This is a genomic window from Citrobacter gillenii (assembly GCF_013337685.1).
GTDB lineage: Bacteria > Pseudomonadota > Gammaproteobacteria > Enterobacterales > Enterobacteriaceae > Citrobacter > Citrobacter gillenii.
This window is the reverse complement of record NZ_SUQN01000004.1, coordinates 441,970-464,968: the sequence shown is the minus strand read 5'-3', so window position 1 is coordinate 464,968 and position 22,999 is coordinate 441,970. Positions and strand designations below refer to the sequence as shown.

The 22,999-nt window shown below is 56.9% G+C and carries 19 protein-coding genes; 14 read left to right on the top strand and 5 right to left on the bottom strand.

Annotation, left to right across the window (positions count from 1 at the left end; all coding sequences use genetic code 11):
* Window positions 1–204: 204 nt before the first annotated feature.
* Together ispE and lolB are read right to left on the bottom strand one after the other, a co-directional pair.
* Window positions 205–1,056, bottom strand: coding sequence for a 4-(cytidine 5'-diphospho)-2-C-methyl-D-erythritol kinase (gene ispE, locus FCH32_RS11970; protein WP_135911905.1), 852 nt, complete (start codon window positions 1,054–1,056; stop codon window positions 205–207).
* Window positions 1,053–1,676, bottom strand: coding sequence for a lipoprotein insertase outer membrane protein LolB (lolB, locus tag FCH32_RS11965; RefSeq protein ID WP_117342909.1), 624 nt, complete (start codon window positions 1,674–1,676; stop codon window positions 1,053–1,055). The genes ispE and lolB overlap by 4 nt, the downstream gene beginning before the upstream one ends.
* Before the next feature lie 211 nt (window positions 1,677–1,887).
* Between lolB and hemA the strand changes: the two genes are divergently transcribed.
* Genes hemA through kdsA form a run of 6 tightly spaced genes read left to right on the top strand, consistent with a single transcriptional unit; the run spans window position 1,888 to window position 7,192 of the window.
* Window positions 1,888–3,144, top strand: a complete 1,257-nt coding sequence (gene hemA / locus FCH32_RS11960) for a glutamyl-tRNA reductase (protein WP_096756765.1) — start codon at window positions 1,888–1,890, stop codon at window positions 3,142–3,144.
* 41 nt (window positions 3,145–3,185) lie between these two features.
* Window positions 3,186–4,268 (top strand): peptide chain release factor 1, encoded by a 1,083-nt coding sequence (gene prfA, locus FCH32_RS11955; RefSeq protein WP_115258288.1) that lies wholly within the window; start codon window positions 3,186–3,188, stop codon window positions 4,266–4,268.
* The gene (gene prmC / locus FCH32_RS11950; RefSeq protein WP_174360938.1) at window positions 4,268–5,101 is read left to right on the top strand and encodes a peptide chain release factor N(5)-glutamine methyltransferase; all 834 of its coding nucleotides are present in this window, start codon (window positions 4,268–4,270) and stop codon (window positions 5,099–5,101) included. Before prfA ends, prmC begins: the two co-directional genes overlap by 1 nt.
* Window positions 5,098–5,490, top strand: a complete 393-nt coding sequence (gene sirB2, locus FCH32_RS11945) for an invasion regulator SirB2 (RefSeq protein WP_174360937.1) — start codon at window positions 5,098–5,100, stop codon at window positions 5,488–5,490. Before prmC ends, sirB2 begins: the two co-directional genes overlap by 4 nt.
* 2 nt (window positions 5,491–5,492) lie before the next feature.
* Window positions 5,493–6,302, top strand: a complete 810-nt coding sequence (gene sirB1 / locus FCH32_RS11940) for an invasion regulator SirB1 (protein WP_096756769.1) — start codon at window positions 5,493–5,495, stop codon at window positions 6,300–6,302.
* Between the two features lie 35 nt (window positions 6,303–6,337).
* Window positions 6,338–7,192, top strand: coding sequence for a 3-deoxy-8-phosphooctulonate synthase (gene kdsA / locus FCH32_RS11935; protein WP_096756770.1), 855 nt, complete (start codon window positions 6,338–6,340; stop codon window positions 7,190–7,192).
* Between the two features lie 105 nt (window positions 7,193–7,297).
* Here kdsA and chaA read toward each other — a convergent pair whose 3' ends face one another.
* The gene (gene chaA, locus FCH32_RS11930) at window positions 7,298–8,398 is read right to left on the bottom strand and encodes a sodium-potassium/proton antiporter ChaA (RefSeq protein ID WP_115258290.1); all 1,101 of its coding nucleotides are present in this window, start codon (window positions 8,396–8,398) and stop codon (window positions 7,298–7,300) included.
* Between the two features lie 398 nt (window positions 8,399–8,796).
* Here chaA and FCH32_RS11925 point away from each other — a divergent pair, with 398 nt between their 5' ends.
* Window positions 8,797–9,492 (top strand): gamma-glutamylcyclotransferase, encoded by a 696-nt coding sequence (locus FCH32_RS11925; protein ID WP_137361821.1) that lies wholly within the window; start codon window positions 8,797–8,799, stop codon window positions 9,490–9,492.
* A 47-nt stretch (window positions 9,493–9,539) separates the two neighbouring features.
* On the opposite strand, the gene FCH32_RS11920 is transcribed toward FCH32_RS11925, so the two are convergent.
* Together FCH32_RS11920 and FCH32_RS11915 are read right to left on the bottom strand one after the other, a co-directional pair.
* Window positions 9,540–9,785, bottom strand: a complete 246-nt coding sequence (locus FCH32_RS11920) for a DUF1883 domain-containing protein (protein WP_096756773.1) — start codon at window positions 9,783–9,785, stop codon at window positions 9,540–9,542.
* Window positions 9,786–10,048: 263 nt separating this feature from the next.
* Window positions 10,049–10,402 (bottom strand): DsrE/DsrF/TusD sulfur relay family protein, encoded by a 354-nt coding sequence (locus FCH32_RS11915; protein ID WP_096756774.1) that lies wholly within the window; start codon window positions 10,400–10,402, stop codon window positions 10,049–10,051.
* A gap of 73 nt (window positions 10,403–10,475) precedes the next feature.
* Here FCH32_RS11915 and nasR point away from each other — a divergent pair, with 73 nt between their 5' ends.
* The 7 genes from nasR (at window position 10,476) to FCH32_RS11880 (ending at window position 22,981) form a co-directional block, all read left to right on the top strand.
* A complete protein-coding gene (gene nasR / locus FCH32_RS11910; RefSeq protein ID WP_174360936.1) occupies window positions 10,476–11,657 on the top strand; it encodes a nitrate regulatory protein NasR in 1,182 nt (393 codons plus the stop codon).
* Between the two features lie 226 nt (window positions 11,658–11,883).
* Entirely contained in the window at window positions 11,884–13,143 is a 1,260-nt protein-coding gene (locus FCH32_RS11905; protein ID WP_174360935.1) for a CmpA/NrtA family ABC transporter substrate-binding protein, read from the top strand.
* Window position 13,144: 1 nt separating this feature from the next.
* Complete coding sequence (ntrB, locus tag FCH32_RS11900) at window positions 13,145–14,020, top strand: nitrate ABC transporter permease (RefSeq protein WP_117342905.1); 876 nt, start codon at window positions 13,145–13,147, stop codon at window positions 14,018–14,020.
* Between the two features lie 9 nt (window positions 14,021–14,029).
* Window positions 14,030–14,818, top strand: coding sequence for an ABC transporter ATP-binding protein (locus FCH32_RS11895; protein ID WP_115258295.1), 789 nt, complete (start codon window positions 14,030–14,032; stop codon window positions 14,816–14,818).
* Between the two features lie 9 nt (window positions 14,819–14,827).
* Window positions 14,828–18,895, top strand: a complete 4,068-nt coding sequence (nirB, locus tag FCH32_RS11890) for a nitrite reductase large subunit NirB (protein WP_174360934.1) — start codon at window positions 14,828–14,830, stop codon at window positions 18,893–18,895.
* On the top strand, window positions 18,892–21,492 hold the full coding sequence (locus FCH32_RS11885) for a nitrate reductase (RefSeq protein ID WP_174360933.1): 2,601 nt from the start codon (window positions 18,892–18,894) through the stop codon (window positions 21,490–21,492). Before nirB ends, FCH32_RS11885 begins: the two co-directional genes overlap by 4 nt.
* A 103-nt stretch (window positions 21,493–21,595) precedes the next feature.
* Window positions 21,596–22,981: a YchO/YchP family invasin gene (locus tag FCH32_RS11880; RefSeq protein ID WP_137399960.1), complete on the top strand. Its 1,386-nt coding sequence runs from the start codon at window positions 21,596–21,598 to the stop codon at window positions 22,979–22,981.
* The last annotated feature ends 18 nt before the right edge of the window (window positions 22,982–22,999 follow it).

The window sequence follows — 22,999 nt, the reverse complement described above, 5'->3', positions numbered from 1 at the left end:
GCAGTATCCTCTCCAGGCGGTGTATTAAAGAGCGCGATGCAACGTCTGGAACGGGGTGACGTTGTCACCGCAACTCAGCTTGCCCGGCTTACTCGTTATCTCTCGCGTTTCATGTGCGCTGGCATCAATTCCTCACACCAGTCACATACTTTTGTATGCTCCTGGCGATTCGTCATCTCGCCATCTTCCTGAAACCCGAATGATTTAGAGTAACGCTCTGTGCAATGGGGAGAGGTTGACACCTTTCGCCACAAAGCCTTCGAGCCATTCCGGGGCTTGCTCAAGCACCTGGCGAGCACGAGACTCTGTATCAAATTCAGCAAAGACACAGGCCCCTGTACCAGTCAGGCGCGACGGCGCATATTCTAACAGCCAAGAAAGCACCGCATCAACCTCGCGAAAACGTTTTCTTGCGATAACCTCGCAATCATTGCCGAATTCACATTTTAGTAACGTTTCTATTGACCTTTTTGGCGTGTTGCGCGGGAGTTCCGGGTCTTTAAAAATCACCGGCGTCGGAATACTGACGCCAGGATGAGCAACCAGGTACCATTTTTCCGGTGGATTGACCGGCGTGAGAATTTCTCCCACCCCCTCGGCGAAGGCCGCGTGTCCGCGTACAAATACCGGCACGTCGGCACCCAGAGTTAATCCGATGGTTGCCAGTTCATCGACGGACAGCCCGCACTGCCAGAGGTGGTTCAGCGCCACCAGAACCGTTGCGGCATTCGAGGAGCCTCCGCCCAGACCCCCGCCCATTGGCAGGCGCTTATCAATGCTGATGGCCGCGCCGCGCCCGGCGGGCAAGCGTCCACTTTCTGCGGCAGTTTTCATCAGCAAACGCGCGGCGCGCACGATCAGGTTATCTTCATGCTCCACACCCGCAACCGGGGTGAGTAGATGAATGTCGCCGTCATCGCGCACCTCAATGCGGATATCATCGCCGTAATCGAGAAACTGAAACAGCGTCTGCAGCGTGTGATAACCATCCGCACGCTGTCCGGTGATGTATAAAAACAGATTCAGTTTTGCCGGAGAGGGCCAATGGGTCATCATTTCACGATCCAGTTATCCATTTTCAGCTTAATGCGCTGGTCGCCGTCGGACAGTTCCATGTTAGCGGGCATCGCTGGCTGCGTTTTGCTGTCGTAGGCGCTGTACACTACTTTCCAGCGCTTACCGTTCTGGCTGTAGTTGACTTCGCTCAGACGGTACTGCGCGTCAAGTTTGTAATCGGTGGCATCGCCCGGCAGACCGAGGATCCACTGACGCAGGCTATTGAGAGGAATCGGCATGCCGGTCAGTTTGCCAATCATTTCTTCGGCGTCATCGGCGGTATAATGCTTGCCTTTATTATCGACAAGCTCGACGTTGCCCGGCTGGGCTTTCAGTTCCAGTTCGGTACTGCCCAGCGGATTGGTCAGCAGCAGACGATAGTTATCCTGACCGGTTTGCTGCCAGAAGAAGCGGGCATAGACCTTCTGCTGTTCGGAAATGTAGGCAAACGCGCCGCGCGTCTGATACTGGTGCAGCGCACGCACTTCCTGCTGGTGCTGACGCCACTGCGGGGAGTCCGGACTTTTGCCAGGACCTTTCGGCGCATTGAGTGTACAGGCGGTGAGGACCAGGCTTGCCAGCGGCAGCAGGCGGATCAGGCGAAAATCAGGCAGGGTCATAATGATGACAAATCCTTGAGATACGTTGCAGTTATAGTTCTTAATGCTAGCGCCGCCATCTGACCTCGTCTACGTTCACGTTATCTTAAATCACTAAAATTTGTGCACTAAGCTATTACTCCAAAAGGGGGCAGTCTCTTTTATTGGCCGCACGCATCCTGTATGATGCCCGCAGTCTAACCTTATCAACGCTGGTACTATTCCCGCACACATGACCCTTTTAGCGCTTGGTATTAACCATAAAACGGCACCTGTATCGCTGCGAGAACGCGTAACGTTTTCGCCGGATACGCTCGATCAGGCGCTGGACAGCCTGCTTGCGCAGCCAATGGTGCAAGGCGGGGTAGTGCTGTCGACGTGTAACCGCACGGAGCTGTATCTCAGCGTCGAAGAGCAGGATAACCTGCAAGAGGCGCTGATCCGTTGGCTGTGCGAATACCATAATCTGAATGAAGAAGAACTGCGCAGCAGCCTTTACTGGCATCAGGACAACGACGCCGTCAGCCATCTGATGCGGGTTGCCAGCGGCCTGGATTCGCTGGTACTCGGCGAGCCACAAATTCTCGGCCAGGTGAAAAAAGCCTTTGCGGATTCGCAAAAAGGCCACCTGAACGCCAGTGCGCTGGAGCGCATGTTCCAGAAATCGTTCTCCGTCGCCAAACGTGTCCGCACCGAAACCGACATCGGCGCCAGTGCCGTGTCCGTTGCTTTTGCGGCCTGTACGCTGGCGCGACAAATCTTTGAATCGCTGTCCACGGTAACCGTGCTGCTGGTTGGCGCAGGTGAGACCATCGAACTGGTGGCGCGTCATCTACGCGAACACAAAGTGAAGAAGATGATCATCGCCAACCGTACGCGTGAACGTGCGCAGGTGCTGGCAGACGAAGTCGGCGCTGAGGTGATCTCATTGAGTGATATCGACGCACGTTTACAGGACGCCGATATCATTATCAGTTCTACCGCCAGCCCGCTGCCGATTATCGGTAAAGGGATGGTGGAGCGCGCGCTGAAAAACCGCCGCAATCAGCCGATGCTGCTGGTCGATATCGCCGTACCGCGCGATGTTGAGCCGGAGGTCGGCAAACTGTCGAACGCTTACTTGTACAGCGTTGACGACCTGCAAAGCATCATTTCGCATAATCTGGCGCAGCGTAAAGCGGCGGCGGTGGAAGCCGAAACGATCGTCGAGCAGGAAACCAGCGAATTTATGGCCTGGCTCCGCGCCCAAAGCGCGAGTGACACCATCCGCGAATATCGCAGTCAGTCAGAACAAGTGCGTGATGAACTGACCGCCAAAGCGTTGGCTGCTCTTCAACAGGGCGGTGATGCGCAAGCCATTATGCAAGATCTGGCCTGGAAACTGACTAACCGCCTGATCCATGCACCAACCAAATCTCTTCAACAGGCTGCCCGTGACGGGGATAGTGAACGCCTGAATATTCTGCGCAACAGCCTCGGGCTGGAGTAGCAGCACACCAATCTTATTTTTTACAGGGTGCATTTACGCCTATGAAGCCTTCTATCGTTGCCAAACTGGAAGCCCTGCATGAACGCCATGAAGAAGTTCAGGCGCTGCTCGGCGATGCGGGAACCATCGCAGACCAGGATCGCTTTCGTGCGCTGTCGCGCGAATATGCCCAGTTAAGCGATGTTTCTCGCTGTTTCACGGACTGGCAACAGGTTCAGGATGATATCGAAACAGCACAGATGATGCTCGACGATCCTGAAATGCGTGAGATGGCGCAGGATGAACTGCGCGAAGCAAAAGAAAAATGTGAACAGCTGGAACAGCATCTGCAAGTGCTACTGCTGCCGAAAGATCCGGATGACGAACGTAATGCGTTTCTTGAAGTGCGTGCCGGAACCGGCGGCGATGAAGCGGCGCTGTTTGCAGGCGATCTGTTCCGTATGTACAGCCGTTACGCTGAATCCCGCCGCTGGCGCGTGGAGATCATGAGCGCCAACGAAGGTGAACACGGTGGCTATAAAGAAATTATTGCCAAAGTGAGCGGCGATGGCGTGTATGGTCGACTGAAGTTCGAGTCCGGCGGTCATCGCGTACAGCGCGTTCCGGCCACCGAATCTCAGGGACGTATCCATACCTCTGCCTGTACGGTCGCGGTAATGCCTGAGCTGCCGGAAGCGGAACTGCCGGACATCAATCCGGCTGACCTGCGCATTGATACCTTCCGTTCATCGGGGGCCGGTGGTCAGCACGTTAACACCACCGACTCGGCTATTCGTATTACCCACTTACCGACCGGTATTGTGGTTGAATGTCAGGACGAACGTTCACAGCACAAAAACAAAGCTAAAGCGATGTCGGTGCTGGGTTCACGTATTCGTGCCGCCGAAGTGGCGCGACGTCAGCAGGCGGAAGCCTCCGAGCGCCGCAACCTGTTAGGCAGCGGCGATCGCAGCGATCGTAACCGTACCTATAACTTCCCACAGGGTCGCGTAACCGATCACCGCATCAACCTGACGCTCTACCGTCTGGACGAAGCGATGGAAGGGAAACTGGATATGCTCATTGAGCCGATTGTCCAGGAATACCAGGCCGACCAGCTGGCGGCGTTGTCCGAGCAGGATTAATGGATTATCAGCACTGGCTGCGTGAAGCAATAGCCCAATTACAGGACAGCGAAAGCCCGCGCCGCGACGCCGAGATCTTACTCGAGACCGTTACCGGCAAAGGGCGTACCTTTATTCTGGCGTTTGGTGAAACGGTATTAACCGCGGCACAGCAGGAACAGCTGAACGCGCTGGTGGCGCGTCGTCAACGGGGAGAGCCGGTGGCGCACTTAACCGGCGTTCGCGAGTTCTGGTCGCTGCCGCTGTTCGTGTCACCGGCGACGCTTATTCCACGTCCGGACACCGAATGCTTAGTCGAGCAGGCGCTGGCACGCCTGCCTGCCTCTGCGTGCCGCATTGTGGATTTGGGGACCGGTACGGGCGCTATTGCGCTGGCGCTGGCTTCCGAGCGCCCGGACTGCGACGTGACGGCGGTTGATCGGATGCCGGACGCCGTGGCGCTGGCGATCCGCAATACGCAGCATCTGGGCATCAACAATGTGCGCGTGCTGCAAAGCGACTGGTTCAGCGCTTTGCATGGGCAGCAGTTCGACATGATCGTCAGTAACCCACCGTACATTGATGAGCAGGACCCGCATCTGGCACAAGGCGATGTACGTTTTGAGCCGCTGACCGCGCTGGTGGCCGGCGATCATGGCCTGGCGGATATCGTGCATATCATCGAACAGTCTAAACACATGTTAACCCCTGGCGGTTATTTGCTACTGGAACACGGCTGGCAGCAGGGGCAGGCGGTGCGTGACGCGTTTACGCGCAGTGGATACCAGGCGGTCGAAACCTGTCGTGATTACGGCGGCAACGAGCGCATTACGCTCGGGCGCCTCGCTGCATGACCACCTTCAGCCTGTTGCTCGGCGTTCATCTTATTAGCATTGCGCTGTCCGTGGGGCTGCTTACGCTGCGTTTTTGGTGGCGTTACACGCAAGCACGCCTTGCGTCAGCGCACTGGACGCGGATTGCTCCGCCGGTCATTGATACCGTTTTGTTACTCAGCGGCGTAGCGTTGATCGCTAAAACGCACATCCTGCCATTCACCGAACAGGGGACATGGCTGACTGAAAAGCTGTTTGGGGTTATCATTTACATCGTTTTGGGTTTTATTGCGCTCGATTATCGTCGGGCGCGCAGCCAGCAGGCGCGTTTAATCGCCTTTCCGCTGGCGCTGGTGGTGCTGTACATCATCATTAAACTCGCCACCACAAAAATACCGTTACTGGGGTAATCATGAGGTCGTTAGCTGATTTCGAATTTAATAAAGCGCCATTGTGCGATGGGATGATCCTGGCATCGGAGTCTATCCGCCTGGATTTCCCTACGCAATCTGTCTACGACGAACTGGAACGTCTGGCCAGCCTCGCGCATGAAGAAATTAGCCAGCTCCTGTCTCAGGATGAGCAACTGGAAAAATTGCTGGCACTTTTTTACGGCGACTGGGGGTTTACGGATACCCGCGGCGTCTATCGTCTTTCTGATGCACTTTGGCTCGACCAGGTCCTGAAAAATCGTCAGGGCAGCGCGGTGTCGCTTGGCGCCATCTTGTTGTGGCTGGCCAATCGGCTGGATCTGCCGCTGGTGCCGGTGATTTTCCCGACGCAGTTAATCCTGCGCATTGAATCACTGGAAGGCGAAATGTGGTTGATTAACCCGTTCAATGGCGAAACGTTAAATGAGCACACGCTGGAAGTGTGGCTAAAGGGCAATATCAGCCCGGTAGCGGAATTGTTTAACGAAGATCTCGATGAGGCGGATAACGCGGAAGTGATCCGCAAACTGCTCGACACGCTGAAATCATCGCTGATGGAAGAACGGCAAATGGAGCTGGCACTGCGCGCCAGCGAAGCCTTATTGCAGTTTAATCCTGAAGATCCGTATGAAATACGCGATCGCGGATTGATCTACGCGCAGCTGGAATGTGAACATGTTGCGTTAACCGATTTAAGTTATTTCGTTGAGCAGTGTCCGGAAGACCCGATCAGCGAAATGATCCGTGCGCAGATAAATACTATTTCGCACAAGCATATTGTATTGCATTGATTAATGACACTTTACCTACCGTTTAAGGCGATCCTATGAAACAAAAAGTGGTTAGCATTGGCGACATCAACGTGGCAAATGACCTGCCATTCGTGCTGTTTGGCGGCATGAACGTGCTGGAATCCCGCGATCTGGCGATGCGCATTTGTGAGCACTACGTAACCGTTACTCAGAAACTGGGTATCCCTTACGTGTTCAAAGCCTCCTTTGATAAAGCCAACCGTTCTTCCATCCACTCTTATCGTGGTCCGGGCCTTGAAGAAGGGATGAAAATCTTCCAGGAACTGAAACAAACCTTTGGCGTAAAAGTGATCACCGACGTGCATGAAGCCAGCCAGGCGCAGCCTGTGGCTGACGTTGTGGACGTGATTCAGCTTCCGGCCTTCCTCGCTCGCCAGACCGATCTGGTTGAAGCGATGGCGAAAACCGGTGCCGTTATCAACGTCAAAAAACCGCAGTTCGTAAGCCCTGGTCAAATGGGAAATATCGTGGATAAATTCCATGAAGGCGGCAACGACAAGGTTATTCTGTGCGATCGTGGCGCAAACTTCGGTTACGACAACCTGGTTGTGGATATGCTGGGCTTTGGCGTGATGAAGAAAGTTTCCGGTAACTCACCGGTTATTTTTGACGTTACCCACGCGCTGCAGTGCCGTGACCCGTTCGGTGCTGCAAGCGGCGGTCGTCGTGCGCAGGTGACAGAACTGGCGCGTGCCGGTATGGCGGTGGGTCTGGCGGGTCTGTTCATTGAAGCACATCCGGATCCAGCCAATGCGAAATGTGACGGTCCTTCCGCGCTGCCGCTGGCGAAGCTGGAACAGTTCCTCACCCAGATCAAAGCGGTTGATGATCTGGTGAAAAGCTTCGACGAACTGGATACTGAGAACTAAGTTTGGCTTGTGTGCCCGATGGCGCTTACGCTTATCGGGCCTACGACGCAAAAATCACTGTAGGCCGGATATGACGCTATGCGTCGCATCCGGCTTTTTTATGAATCAGGCAAAGATCGTCATCAGATAGGCGATAAACAGTGCCAGATGTGCCGCACCGTTAAGCACGTTCGTGCGCCCGGTCGAGAAGGAAATTTGGCACAGTACCAACGAAGAAACCATCACAATCATCTCTGGCGAACCTAAGCCAAACACCAGGTCGTTGCCCGTCGCCCACGCAATCAGCGTTACAACCGGAACTGTCAGCGAAATGGTGGCGAGCACGGAGCCGAAGAACAAATTCATCGCCCGTTGTACCTGATTGCTCAGCACCGCTTTCAGCGCACCCAGCCCTTCAGGGGAGAGGATCAGCAATGCGACAAGGAAACCAGTGAACGCAACCGGCGCATTCAGTTCCGTTAACAGCGTCTCCAGTGGGTTGGCGTTCATTTTGGTCACTGCGATAACCGCAATTAAATGGACGATAAGCCAAACCGCATGCCACATATTACTGTGCGCTGACGGTTTACCGTGGTGCGGGTCGTCGTCGTCACCCTCGTCTTCGTGTTCGTAAATAAACAGGCTCTGGTGCGTTTTTGTCTGAATCAGAAGAAATACGCCGTACATTGCGGCAGAAATTAACGCCACCAGTAGCGCCTGCGCAGTGGTGAAATTCGCGCCCGGCAATGCCATCGGGAACACCAGCACAATAATGGCCAGCGGGAACAGGGCGATCAAATACTGTTTAATACCAAACAGATTCATATACTGGGTGGCAAATTTACGCCCGCCTAACAGTAATGAAAAACCGACCAGACCACCGGTGACAATCATAATGATTGAATAGAGCGTATCGCGCATCAAGGTTGGCGCGGCGTCGCCCGTTGCCATTAATGCAGAAATTAAGCTGACTTCAAGAATAACCACCGACAGGCTCAGGATCAGGGAACCATAGGGTTCACCGAGTCGGTGGGCTAATACGTCTGCGTGACGTACAACGCTAAATGCACTGCTTAATATACCCACCAGGGCAAGCGCATTAATGCCGATAACCACTGGTAGTGACTGACTGCTCCCCCATAAGAACAGAACTACCAGCGCCAAAATCGGGAAGACGAGCGAGGTCTCCTTGTGGCGGGTTTTTACCGCCTCATGTGCATGTGTCATTCACTTCTCCATCTCTGCAGGTATTTATAATTATAAATGTATTAAAGAATGTAAAAAATAACAGATATCTCGGTATTTCCGATCTGTTTTTACGTAATTTTACGGCGTGGCCCGTTTCTTGCTTCAAAGTGAATATAATCATTTAACTTGTTTAGAGACGATTTAAATAACAAGGTGTTAGTTTTAATGGTGCACAAATATTGACACTCATAATGGGCAACATGTCGGTACCGATCGCGCCATCAGTACAGGATATAAAGTGCCGTTGAGCCTTTGTTGCCTTGCATGCAGCCAGTGAATTGCCTATTGTCCTGATATTGGTTTCAAAATGAACAGCAAAAAAGCCCGGAAGGCGTCAAAAAGTTGTCGCAGGGACGTTGCAGTGGCGGAGGTGTAAGGTGTTAACGCGTGATTTTTTATTGAATGCCGACTGTAAGACGGCATTCGGTGCTATTGAAGAATCACTACTCTGGTCAGCGGAACAACGGGCAGCCTCACTGGCTGCCACACTCGCTTGCCGACCAGATGATGGACCGGTGTGGATCTTTGGTTATGGATCGTTGATGTGGAACCCGGCCTTAGAGTTTGAGGAGTCGTGTACCGGCACGTTAGTCGGCTGGCACCGGGCATTTTGCCTGCGCCTGACGGCGGGACGAGGCACGGCGTGTCAGCCTGGACGGATGCTGGCCCTGAAAGAAGGGGGCCGCACCACCGGTGTAGCCTACCGCTTACCGGACGCCTCGCTGGAGCAAGAGTTGACGTTGCTGTGGAAGCGCGAAATGATCACCGGCTGCTATCTTCCGACCTGGTGTCAGCTCACGCTTGATGACGGGCGGACGGTCAATGCGTTGGTCTTTATTATGGATCCGCGGCATCCATTGTTTGAGGCAGATACGCGCGCGCAGGTGATCGCGCCGCTTATCGCTACCGCCAGCGGACCATTGGGAACCAATGCGCAGTATCTGTTCTCGCTGGAACAGGAACTGTCCCGGTTAGGTATGCAGGATGATTGCCTGAACGAACTGATCGTCACGGTCAAACGACTGCTGGGCGAGGTGTTACCGGAAGGGGTCATGCGGCCAGGATTTGCCTGAGTCGGCGAACTGCCCGATAAGCGAGAGTGCTTTCGGGCAGCTAACTGTCAGGCGGCGATATAACTGATGGAATGTTCCAGAGACTGGCTGTGGCTGTCGATCAGAACATTCCACGTGCCGGTATACGGCACGGTCAACCATGCGTTATCACGATCCTGCACGCTTAAAATGTCGGTCTGCGTGTCTTTGACGTGATTTTTTTCGCTCATCAGATGAATGTGACAGCGCTCAGAACAGCGCACCACCACGGTATCTCCACCAAACAATTTCAAACTTGCTTTCACTAATGCCATTTTTCACCCCGTTCTTGAAAACAACGTACTTTCTGTCGAAAGTGCTGCGTGATGTTGTTCACATTTCACTCATGGCATAACACCAAAGGGGGAGGGACAGGATGCTGATTTTGATCAAAAAATGGCATGACGATTAAACAAAAATGACAAAATCCCTGAAAAGCGTTGAAAGGGCGTGCTTACGTTTAGCGAAACCGCGCCCCTGGCAGATTAAATCTGGAAATATCCGGCTCTTTCAGTGCGCTTGCCTGAAAAGTCGTCTATCAGAAGGTTAACACCTTATCCGCCGCTAGCGTCCACTGGGCTAATTCCACCAATGTCCCGACTTCAACGCCGTCGATTAACGGCAGCGTGGTGATGCCACGACCATCGGTGCAGGTTTTGCACAGTTTCACCGGCACATTTTGTGCGGTCAGGATCTCCAGCATTTGCTGAATATTGTAGCCTTCCGTCGGCTTCTGCCCGCGTATTCCCGCCGTTACCGCGTCCGACATCAAAAAAAGTCGCAGATCGAGGCTGTCATCCTGTTCGCGCAGGGCAATGGCCAGACGCAGACTGTTAAATAACGATTCGCTTCCATAGGCCGCACCGTTCGCGACGATCACTATCTTTTGCATTTTGACTCCTGTTGTCAGGGGGGCATGGATATTGCTAGATCTTTGGGAAAACCCGTTATCCGTGAGAGCAGAGATGATGACACATGCGCAAGACCCCGGTGCCACGCAATGGTTTCACCACGCACGTCAGCTTGAGAATACCCAGCTTCGCCAGTTGGCGCAGTCAGGCCAACTGGTGACGCGCATTAGCCATCTGGTGCATATGCTACAGTGCGAACGCGGTGCATCCAACATTTGGTTGTGCTCCCGTGGGTCACTTTACGGTCCGGAGGTCCGTGCCAGCCGCGCACTGGTGGATGAGGAATGTCGACAACTGCACGCGCTGTTTACGCAGCTTATGCCGCAGGCCAGCAGCACGCTATGCCATCGCATCGCCGGTACCGTCTGGTGCCTGGCGCAGTTGCCCGCATTGCGTGAAGCGGTCAGCGGGCAGGCGTTAGATGCGCAACAGGCCATGGCGCAGTACAACCGTGCGCTGCGGCATGTGCTCGGTATTGTCCCGCAACTTAATGACAGTATTGATGACCCCTACGTTGCCCGCGGGATGGTGGCCCTGTACAGCTTTATGCAGGGCAAAGAGCTGGTGGGGCAAGAGCGGGCATTGGGCGCGATTGGCTTTACGCTTGGCGAATTTGAGCCGCCTATGCGCCAGGCGCTGGTGGATCGGATCGACGGACAGCAGCCGTGCTTTGAAGCCTTTAGCTCACTGGCCTCACCGGCGCTGGTGCAGCATTTTCGCCAGCAGTGTGAAGCCTCTGGCACGATTGAACAGTTGCGTCGACAGGTCTGCACGCGACACCCGCAGGCCGATAACGGCGAAAGCACGCTGCGCTGGTTTACGTTGCAGACCCAGCGGCTGGAACGTTTACGCGGCGTGGAGGAGAGGCTGATCGGCGAGCTGATGCAGGCCGTTGAGCGGCGTCTGGCGGAAGACGCCAACGCGCTGCCGCTCGATAACTGGCTTGATGATAGCGCCGATGACAACCTCTGCCTGCGTCGCGACAAACAGCTTCTGCTGCTGGTTCGCCAGCAGGCACGCCAGCTCGAGCAGATGAGCGGCCAACTGGCGTCGCTACAGGATACGTTAGAAGAGCGGAAGGTGATTGATAAGGCGAAAAGTGTACTGATGAATCATCACAATATGAGTGAGGAACAGGCCTGGCAACGGCTGCGCAAAATGGCGATGGATAAAAATCAGCGGATGGTGGATATCGCCCGTGCGCTGTTGACCGTGAAATCACTTATTCAGGGATAGCGGCTGCACAACAGACGAGCAGCCTCTGCCATATTCGGGTGCAAAATAACGTCACCGGGAGGTAAAAGCCGCTCAGCGCGCCAGCGAAATTCTGGCATCCGAATTGCATTCATCTCTACAGACAGTTTAGCAACAGACCAACGGCGGTTTGTCTGCTTTGAGGATAAAGGCGTCCTGCAATGCTTCGGCATTGCCGGGCGCTTTTTTTTTGTTATGGGGAGCATGTATGGATGACAGAACAGTTTTGCTAACGCGGCGGCGATTCCTGCAGGCCAGCGCCGCCATCGGGGGGGCATCCCTGATTTCCGGCCTGATGCCATCGGTGTGGGCTGCAGGGTCTGACGCGCCAGAAATGACCACGGTCAGAGTGGGCTTCATTCCCCTCACTGACTGCGCGCCGTTGGTGATTGCCGCGTTGAAAGGCTTTGATAAAAAGTACGGCATTACGCTGGTGCCCAGCAAAGAGGCCAGTTGGGCGGCGGTACGTGACAAACTGGTTTCCGGCGAACTGGACGCCGCCCACGTTCTGTATGGACTCTTGTACGGGCTGGAGTTGGGCATCGCCAGCAAACCGCAGGCGATGGCAAATTTGATGACGCTGAACCAAAACGGCCAGGCCATCACGCTGTCTGCTGCGCTGCAGGAGCAGGGGATCGCCGACGCGCCGTCGCTGAAAAAGCTGATTGCCGGGCAGGCGCCAGGAACCTACACCTTCGCGCATACCTTTCCTACTGGCACGCACGCCATGTGGCTCTATTACTGGCTGGCCAGCGCCGACATCAATCCGTTTACCGATATCCGTACCGTGGTGGTGCCGCCGCCGCAAATGGTGATGAACATGCGCATCGGCAATATGAGCGGTTTCTGCGTCGGCGAACCGTGGAATGCGCGGGCCATTAACGACCGCATCGGATTTACCGCCGCTACCTCGCAGACAATCTGGCCCGATCATCCGGAAAAAGTGCTCGGCACGCGCCGGGAATGGGTGGAGAAGCATCCGCACACCGCCCGGGCGTTGGTCAGCGCCGTACTTGAGGCGTCGCGCTGGATTGACGCCAGCGAGGCCAACAAACGTGAAACGGCGCAAATCCTTGCCGGGCGCGCCTGGCTCAATACCAAAGCACAGTACCTGACCGGGCGCATGCTGGGCGAATACGACAACGGTGCTGGTCATCGCTGGCAGGACGCGCACCCGATCCAATTCTTTCGTGACGGAGAAGTCAGCTTCCCGTGGCACTCGGACGGCATGTGGTTCCTGACGCAGTTCCGCCGCTGGGGACTGCTTAAGCAGGCACCGGACTATGAGGATATTGCGGCCAGGGTCAACCGTATTGATATCTGGCGCGACGCGGCGACGGCCGTAGGCGGCATAACCCCGCCAGCGCAGCTACTGCGTACCAGCACGCTGATGGACGGTACCGTGTGGGACGGTCGCGACCCGGAAGCGTATGCCAACCGCTTTACCCTCCACCGTAAAGGAGCCTGAGATGAAACAAAACACGCAACTAAAAACCCCTGAACCGGCTGTGGGTGAGGTGATCACGCTGGCCGCCGTGACGGTGAGAAAACGCAAAACGCCGGCCTATTTGTGGCTGCACGCGTGGGTCAGACGAGCCGTGCCCGCGCTGCTGGGGATGGGCCTGCTGGTGGTGTGCTGGCAACTGGCGGCGATCAACAGCCAGGGATTTCCGACGCCGCTCAGCACGCTGGACTCGGCGCTAACGCTGTTTGCTGACCCGTTCTATAACAATGGGCCGAACGATATGGGCATCGGCTGGAACGTGCTGGCGTCATTGCAGCGGGTGGCCATTGGTTTTGGCCTCGCGGCGCTAGTCGGCATCCCGCTCGGATTTCTGATTGGCCGATTTACCTTCGCCTCACACATGTTTTCACCGCTGGTCGCGCTGCTGCGCCCGGTCAGCCCGTTGGCCTGGCTGCCCATTGGGTTGCTGCTGTTTCAAAAGGCGGAACCGGCCTCCAGCTGGACTATTTTTATCTGCTCCATCTGGCCGATGGTGATCAACACCGCCGAAGGGGTGCGCAGAATTCCTGACGATTATCTCAACGTCGCCCGTGTGCTCCAACTCTCCGAGTGGACGGTGATGCGCCGCATTCTTTTTCCCGCAGTACTGCCTGCGATCCTCACCGGCATGCGCCTGTCTATCGGTATTGCCTGGCTGGTGATTGTGGCCGCCGAAATGCTCACCGGTGGACTGGGCATTGGCTTTTGGATCTGGAATGAGTGGAACAACCTCAACGTCGAAAACATTCTTATCGCCATTGTCATTATCGGCGTCGTGGGCCTGCTGCTTGAGCAGGGGCTGATGCGGGTCGCCCGTCGTTTTAGCTGGCAGGAAAAATAAGGAGACAGCATGAAACCCATTATTCAGGTACAGGCAGTGAGCCAACGTTTTTCCACCGCCAGCGGCGAGTTTCTGGCGCTGCAAAACGTCTCGTTTGATATCCATGAAGGGGAAACGGTCAGCCTGATTGGTCATTCCGGCTGCGGGAAATCGACGTTGCTGAATCTGATCGCGGGCATCACGTTACCCACTGAAGGCGGCCTGCTTTGCGATAACCGCGAAATTGCCGGGCCGGGGCCGGAGCGGGCGGTTGTATTCCAGAACCATTCATTGCTGCCGTGGCTGAGTTGCTTTGACAACGTGGCGCTGGCGGTCGATCAGGTCTTTCGCCGCACCATGAACAAGGCCGAGCGGCGCGAGTGGATTGCGCACAATCTTGAACGGGTGCAGATGGGCCACGCGATGCACAAACATCCAGGCGAGGTTTCCGGCGGCATGAAGCAGCGAGTGGGTATTGCCCGTGCGCTGGCCATGAAACCCAAAGTGCTGCTGATGGATGAACCGTTTGGCGCGCTGGATGCACTCACCAGGGCACATTTGCAGGACACGGTGATGCAGATCCAGCAATCGCTGAACACCACCATTGTGCTGATTACCCATGACGTCGATGAGGCGGTGCTGCTCTCTGATCGGGTGATGATGATGACCAATGGCCCGGCGGCCACGGTGGGCGAGATTCTGGCGGTAAATCTGCCGCGCCCGCGTAACCGCGTCCAGTTGGCGGATGACAGCCGTTATCACCACCTGCGGCAACGCATCCTCCACTTCCTGTATGAGAAACAGCCGAAGGCGGCGTAAGGGGGCGATATGACGCAACGACTGGTCATTGTGGGGCACGGCATGGCGGCGACGCGCCTGACCGAGGCGCTGCTGGCGTACAAGTGCAGCGACATCGCGATCACGCTTATCGGTGAGGAACCGCAGCTGGCCTATAACCGCATCCAGCTATCACCGGTGCTGGGTGGGAAGAAGACGTTTGCCCACACGCTACTTCATCCGCGCCAGTGGTATACCGACCACGGCGTGACGGTGCTGAGCGGGGAACGCGTGCTGGCCGTTGATGCGACTCGCCGCCGGCTGACGACCTGCACGCGCATCCTTGAGTGGGATGAGCTGGTTTTTGCCACCGGCTCGGTGCCGTTTATTCCGCCAATTCCCGGCGGTGAACAGGCGCATGTGCACGCGTTTCGCACGATGGCGGATGTGGAGGCCATCTTGCAACAACCAGGTCCGGTGGTGGTGCTTGGCGGCGGCGTACTCGGCGTGGAGGCAGCGGCAGCGCTACGGCTAAAATGTGACAACGTCACGTTAATTCATCGCGCCGAACGCCTGATGGAGCACCAGTTGGATCGGCAGGCCAGCGATCTGTTGCAGGCCCAGCTGACAGCGCGCGGTATTCGCTGCGTACTCAATTCCGGGATTACCTGCATTCAGGGAGATCGCGTCACATTGCTGGATGGTGAGCAGTTGGCCGCGCAGCGGGTGGTGATGGCGACCGGCGTCAAACCCAATATCCACCTGGCGCAGGAGAGCGGTGTGAGCTGCCAACGGGGGATCGTGGTGGACGCACAACTGCGTACCACCGTCGCAGGCATCAGCGCGGTGGGCGAGTGTTGTGAAATTAACGGCCAGACCTGGGGGCTGGTGGCACCGTGCCTGCAGCAGGCCGAGGTGCTGGCTGCACGCCTGGCAGGCCAGAACGGCGAGGGATTTCGTTGGCAGGATCGCGGCACGCGCCTGAAGGTGACGGGAATCGAACTGTTCAGCGCTGGGGTAACGGACGCCGAACCCACGGATACCGCGTTGAGTAGCTGGGATCCGCTCAGCGGACACTACCGCCGTCTGCTGATTCGCGACGGAAAACTCCATGGCGTGCTGTTAATGGGCAATTGCCGCAGCGCTGCGCCGCTCACCGACTTGCTGGATGCACACGCGCCGGCAAATTCCGCCTGGCTATTTGACCGCTTTGATACGCAGCCACCGGCTGCAGGACTGATGACGATGACAAAACCGACGCTGGCTGTTGTGGGACACGGTATGGTTGGCCACCATTTTCTCGAGCAATGCGTAAGCCGCAACCTGCATATGCAGTATCACATCGTGGTGTTCGGCGAAGAACGTTATGCCGCCTATGATCGGGTACATCTTTCCGAGTATTTCGCCGGGCGCAGCGCGCAGTCGCTGTCACTGGTGGACGAGGACTTCTTTGCGCGTCACGGTATCGAGCTGCGTCTTGCGCAGTGTGTGACGCAAATCGACCGTGAAGCTCGGGTTATCCGTACCGCCAGTGGCCATGAAACCCACTGGGATGCGCTGGTGCTGGCCACCGGATCGTACCCGTTTGTGCCGCCGGTAAAAGGCGGTGATTCCGCGGATTGTTTTGTTTACCGTACGCTCGACGATCTCGATGCCATTGCAGAAAAAGCGAAAAATGCCCGGCGTGGGGTGGTGATTGGCGGTGGGCTGCTTGGGCTGGAGGCGGCCAATGCGCTGCGCCAGCTTGGGCTGGAAACCCATGTCGTTGAATTCGCCGCGAACCTGATGGCGGTGCAACTGGATAATGCCGGCGCCGCTATGCTGCGCGAAAAAATTGAGGCGCTGGGGGTGGGGGTGCATACCGCAAAATCCACCCGCGAAATTGAGCGTACGCCAGACGGCCTGGTGCTGCATTTTGCCGACGGAGAGCGGCTGGACACCGATCTGGTGGTGTTTTCCGCCGGTATCCGCCCGCAGGATACGCTGGCTCGCAGCAGTGGCTTACACCTCGGCGATCGCGGTGGAATAAGCATTGATAGCTACTGCCGCACGTCAGATGATGCCATTTACGCCATTGGCGAGTGCGCGCTGTGGGAAGGGCGGATATTTGGACTGGTGGCGCCGGGCTATCAGATGGCGCGCGTTGCCGCCGCGCGGCTGGCCGGGGAAGAGGCCAGTTTTGGCGGGGCGGACATGAGCACTAAGCTCAAGCTGCTCGGCGTTGATGTGGCGTCATTTGGTGATGCGCAGGCGCGCACGCCGGGGGCGCAAAGCTATCAGTGGACCCACGGCCCACAGCAAATCTACAAGAAAATCGTCGTCAGCGCCGACGGCAAAACGCTGCTGGGCGGCGTGTTGGTGGGCGATGCCAGTGACTATGCCACGCTACTACAAATGATGTTGAACGGACTGGTGCTGCCCGCGCAGCCGGAATTGCTGATCCTGCCTGCCGTGGCGGGTAGCGCACCGAAAGTGCTTGGGGTGGCGGCACTCCCTGACGCCGCACAGATTTGTTCTTGTCATAACGTCAGCAAGGCCGATATCTGCCGGGCGGTCAGCGCTGGGGCGACGGATATCGGTGCAATAAAACAGTGTACCAAAGCGGCAACCGGCTGTGGCGGGTGCAGCGCACTGGTCAAACAGGTGATGGAGCATCAGCTGGCTGCGCAGGGTATGGAGGTCAAAAAGGATATCTGTGAACACTTTCCCTGGTCGCGTCAGGAAATCTATCATCTGGTGCGGGTGAATCATATTCACACTTTCGAACAGTTGATTGCCCGCTATGGACACGGGCACGGCTGTGAAATTTGTAAACCGCTGGTGGGGTCGGTGCTGGCCTCCTGCTGGAATGAGTATCTGCTTAAACCTGCGCATCTGCCGTTGCAGGATACGAACGATCGCTATTTTGCCAACATTCAAAAAGACGGATCGTATTCGGTGGTCCCGCGCATGCCAGCGGGGGAAGTGACGCCGGATGGCCTGATTGCCATTGGTCTGATTGCTAAACGCTACCAGTTGTACAGCAAAATTACCGGCGGGCAGCGGGTTGATCTCTTCGGTGCGCGGCTTGAACAGTTGCCCGATATCTGGCGCGAGCTGGTCGAGGCGGGGTTCGAGACCGGGCACGCTTACGGGAAGTCGCTGCGTACGGTGAAGTCCTGTGTCGGCTCAACCTGGTGTCGCTACGGTGTTCAAGACTCAACCGGACTGGCGGTCACGCTGGAGAATCGCTACAAGGGCCTGCGCGCACCGCACAAAATCAAAATGGCGGTTTCCGGCTGTACCCGCGAGTGTGCCGAAGCCCAAGGGAAAGATGTCGGCGTCATTGCCACGGATAAAGGCTGGAACCTGTATTTGTGCGGCAACGGCGGCATGAAGCCGCGCCATGCCGATCTGTTTGCCAGCGATCTGGATGATGCCACGCTGATTCAGACCATCGATCGTTTCCTGATGTTCTACATCCGCACCGCGGACCGCCTGCAGCGCACCAGTACCTGGATGGACAATCTCGAGGGCGGTATTGATTACCTGCGCGAGGTGATCATGGCCGATAGCTTAGGTATTGCCAGCGAGTTGGAACAAGAGATGGCGCGGGTAGTGGAAAGCTACCTGTGCGAGTGGCAAACCACGCTCAGCAGTCCACAACGTCTGGCGCTGTTTCGCTCTTACGTCAACAGCGATGCCCCGGATGACGCCATCGCGCGTCAAGCCTTACGCGGCCAGCCGCAGTTGACCCCCCCTGTACGCCATGCTCGTGAGACATTGCCGGTGAAACCCTGGCAGGCGATCTGCCCGCTTGAGGCGATCCCGGAACAGGCAGGGATTGGTGCCCTACTGGGTGACCTGCAAATCGCACTGTTCCGTTTTGGTCAGTCGATTTATGCGCTGGATAATCGTGAACCCGGCAGTGATGCTCAGGTACTTTCGCGCGGCATTTTGGGGGATGTGGCCGGTGAGCCTGTTGTGATTTCGCCGCTGTATAAACAGCGCATTCGCCTGCGTGATGGTCGCCAGTATGACAGCGGCGAGCAGGCGGTACGCGCCTGGCCGGTGAAAGTGGTGGATGGAAAAGTGTGGGTGGGCAATCAGGCATTGATTCTGCGCGCGGAGGCCTCATGAGTGAGATACGTACCACATGTCCCTACTGCGGCGTCGGCTGTGGGGTGATCGCCCAGGTGAGCGAAAAAGGCGTTAACGTCCGGGGCGATCCTGACCATCCGGCAAACTTTGGTCGCCTGTGCGTCAAAGGCGCGGCGCTGGCGGAAACCACCGGGCTGAGCGGCAGATTGTTACAGCCGACGGTTGACGGGGCGAAGGTCAGTTGGTCGCAGGCGCTGGAAACCGCAGGCACGCGTCTGCGCAGCATTATCGCCCAGCACGGCCCGCAGGCGGTGGCCTTTTACGCTTCCGGTCAGCTACTGACGGAAGATTACTACGCGGCCAACAAGCTGATGAAAGGTTTTATCGGTGCGGCCAATATCGATACCAACTCGCGGCTTTGCATGTCGTCGGCGGTGACCGGCTATAAGCGGGCGCTGGGTGCCGACGTGGTGCCCTGCAGCTATGAAGATATCGAGTGTAGCGATCTGGTGGTGCTGGTGGGATCGAATGCCGCGTGGACGCATCCAGTGCTGTACCAACGGCTGGTGCAGGCACGACAAACCAATCCATTGTTGAAGGTGGTGGTTATCGATCCCCGACGTACTGCCACCTGTGATATTGCGGATCTGCATCTGCCGCTGCTGCCTGGCAGCGACGGAGGGCTGTTCGTGGGTTTACTCAACAGAATTGCCACCGACGGTGCAGCGCTGGGGGATTTTGACGGGGCAACGGAAACGCTGGCTATCGCGCGTGACTGGGACGTGGCGCGGGTGGCGCAGTTTTGCGGACTGGAGGTGGCGGAAGTCACCGCGTTTTATGACGCGTTTATGCATGCGCCAAAGGTCGTCACGCTGTACACCATGGGCATTAACCAGTCCGCCAGCGGCAGCGATAAATGCAATGCGATCATCAACGTCCACTTGGCCAGCGGTAAATACGCCCGCGCCGGGTGCGGGCCATTTTCGCTGACCGGACAGCCAAACGCGATGGGCGGTCGCGAGGTAGGCGGGCTGGCGACGCAGTTGGCAGCGCAGATGAGTTTTGACCCGCAGGACCTGTCGCGCGTGGCCCGCTTCTGGGGCGCTGAGCGGCTGGCACAAACGCCGGGGTTGATGGCGGTCGAGCTGTTCGAGGCTATTGGCAACGGCAAGATTAAAGCGGTGTGGATCATGGGGACTAACCCGGCGGTATCGTTACCGGACAGCCATGCCGTGTGTCAGGCGCTGGCGGCCTGCCCGCTGGTCATTGTCTCCGAGGTGGTGGCCGACACCGATACCAGTCGCTATGCCCACATTCGCTTTCCAGCGCAGGCCTGGGGAGAGAAGAATGGCACGGTGACCAATTCAGAGCGGCGCATTTCTCGCCAGCGCGCCTTTTTGTCCTCTCCCGGTGAGGCGCGTGCGGACTGGTGGATTATCGCCCAGATGGCTAAACAGCTGGGGTTTGCCGGGGCGTTTAGCTGGCAAAACGCGTGGGAGGTCTTCTGTGAACATGCGGCGCTTTCCGGTTTTGAAAATAACGGCGAGCGCGCTTTTGATATTGGTGCCCTGGCCGATATGACGCCCGCGCAGTGGGAAGACATGACTCCGGTTCGCTGGCCGGTCAGTCGACGCGTAGCGCCGCTAAACCTCTGGCAGGGCTGGCACGCGAACCAGCGTTTGCGGCTGGTGCCGGTCACGCCGCAGGGGATGACTACCGCCTGTGATGCGCTCTATCCGCTGGTGTTAAACAGCGGACGTATCCGTGACCAGTGGCACACCATGACCCGCACCGGTACCGTTTCGCGCCTGATGCAACACATCAGCGAACCGCTGGTCGAGGTGTCACCCGAGGACGCCGTACGATTTCAACTGACCGGGGGAGCGCTGTGTCGTATCAGTTCCCCGCGCGGGCTGATGGTGGGCAGGGTGGCAATCCAGCCAGGTCAGCGGGCGGGCAGCGCGTTTACCTCGATGCACTGGAACAACAGCTTTGCCCGTCATGGCCGGGTAAACGCGCTGGTCGCGCCGGTGTGCGATCCCCATTCCGGACAGCCTGAAAGTAAACAGACGGCGGTGCGTATCATGCCCTGGCAGCCGCAATGGCAGGGGGAGATGTTTAGCCGGCATCAATTAACACTGCCCGGTTTTGTCCATTGGTGGCGCAAAGCGGCGGACACGGTTTTTCACTATACCCTGGCGGGTGACAGGGAATTCGCCAGCTGGCTATGCCAGTACTGCACGGCGCAAGGCTGGCAAATCCAGCAGGCGTACTGGGGCCAGGGACTGAATATTCTGGCCTGGCGGGAGGGGCAACTGATGCTGGGATTCTGGTCGGCGGCGACGCAGCCTGAGATTGACACCGTCACTATTCTCGCCGCGTTTGTGCGAGCGCCAGACAATGCTGAAATGCGCCATGCGCTGCTGAGCGGCAAACCCGCAGGTATAGCGCCTGACGAGGGGGCGATAGTGTGCAGCTGTTTCAGCGTAGGTGAAACGGCGATCGTCCGGGCGATCACCGACGGTTGCCAGTCGGTTCAGACGTTGGGGCAACAGCTGCGCTGCGGCAGCAACTGTGGGTCGTGCATCCCGGAGTTGCGTGCCTTACTGAAACAAACGCTAACGCTTAAAGAGTAAGGATATTCCTGAAAATTTGGGAAAAGGCTGCAAATTGCCGGCCTGAAAGGTATGGTTAACGGTCGAGAGACCTGATTTTAATGATGTAAAAGCCACCGACGATTTGAGCCGTTTTTTCAGTTGTACACGTAGTATCCTCCTACTCTTGCCGCTGGCAGGCGGTACTGCCAGCGCGCAGTCTTCGTTTATCCAGCAGGCCGCCAACCCGTTTGACAACAATCATGATGGCTTACCCGATCTTGGCATGGCAGCGGAGTCCCGGGCCGGTGAAAAGCATTTTGCCGAAATGGTCAAAGCGTTTGGCGAAGCCAGCATGACCGATAATGGTCTTGATACCGGTGAACAGGCGAAACAGTTTGCGTTTGGCCAGGTGCGTGACACGGTCAGTGAGCAGGTAAATCAACAACTGGAGTCGTTGCTTTCTCCCTGGGGTAATGCCAGCGTTGGGCTACAGGTGGATAACGAGGGTCGCTTTACCGGCAGCCGGGGAAGCTGGTTTATTCCGTGGCAGGATAATCAACGCTACCTGACCTGGAGCCAGATGGGGATAACCCAGCAAGATGAGGGGCTGGTCAGTAATCTGGGCATCGGGCAGCGCTGGGTACGCAACGGCTGGTTGTTAGGTTACAACACCTTTTATGACACTCTGCTGGATGAAAACCTGCCGCGCGGTGGCGTGGGTGCCGAAGCGTGGGGCGAGTATCTGCGCTTATCAGCCAATTATTACCAGCCGTTCTCGTCCTGGCAGGAACGTTCTGCGACGCAGGTGCAGCGCATGGCGCGGGGATACGATCTTACTGCACTGATGCGGGTCCCGTTTTATGAACATCTCAATACCAGCGTTAGCGTGGAGCAATACTTTGGCGACCAGGTCGATCTGTTTCATTCCGGAACCGGCTACCATAATCCGGTGGCGGTCAAGCTGGGGCTGAGCTACACGCCGGTGCCGCTGGTGACGGTGACCGCGCAGCATAAGCAGGGGGAAAGCGGGGTCAGCCAGAACAGCGTCGGTGTAAAGCTTAACTATCGCTTTGGCGTGCCGTTAAAAAAACAGTTGATGGTCAGCGAAGTGGCTGGCAGTCAGTCCTTGCGCGGGAGTCGTTATGACTTACCACAGCGTAACAATCTGCCGACGATGGAATATCGCCAGCGCAAAACCCTGGCTGTGTTTCTGGCAACTCCGCCGTGGGATCTCACGCCTGGCGAGTCGGTAGCGCTGAAGCTGGAAGTGCGCAGTCAGCACGGTATTCGCCACCTGACGTGGCAGGGGGATACGCAAGCGCTGAGTTTGACGGCGGGAACAACTACCCGGAGTGCAGAAGGCTGGACGATTATTATGCCAAAGTGGGACAGCAGTGACGGGGCAACAAACCGCTGGCGGCTGTCGGTGGTGGTGGAAGACGAACAGGGTCAGCGTGTCTCTTCCAATGAGATCACGCTATCACTGACCGAACCGTTTAGCGCGGTGTCGGAAAATGATCCTCGTTGACGATAAGCAGCATTAAAA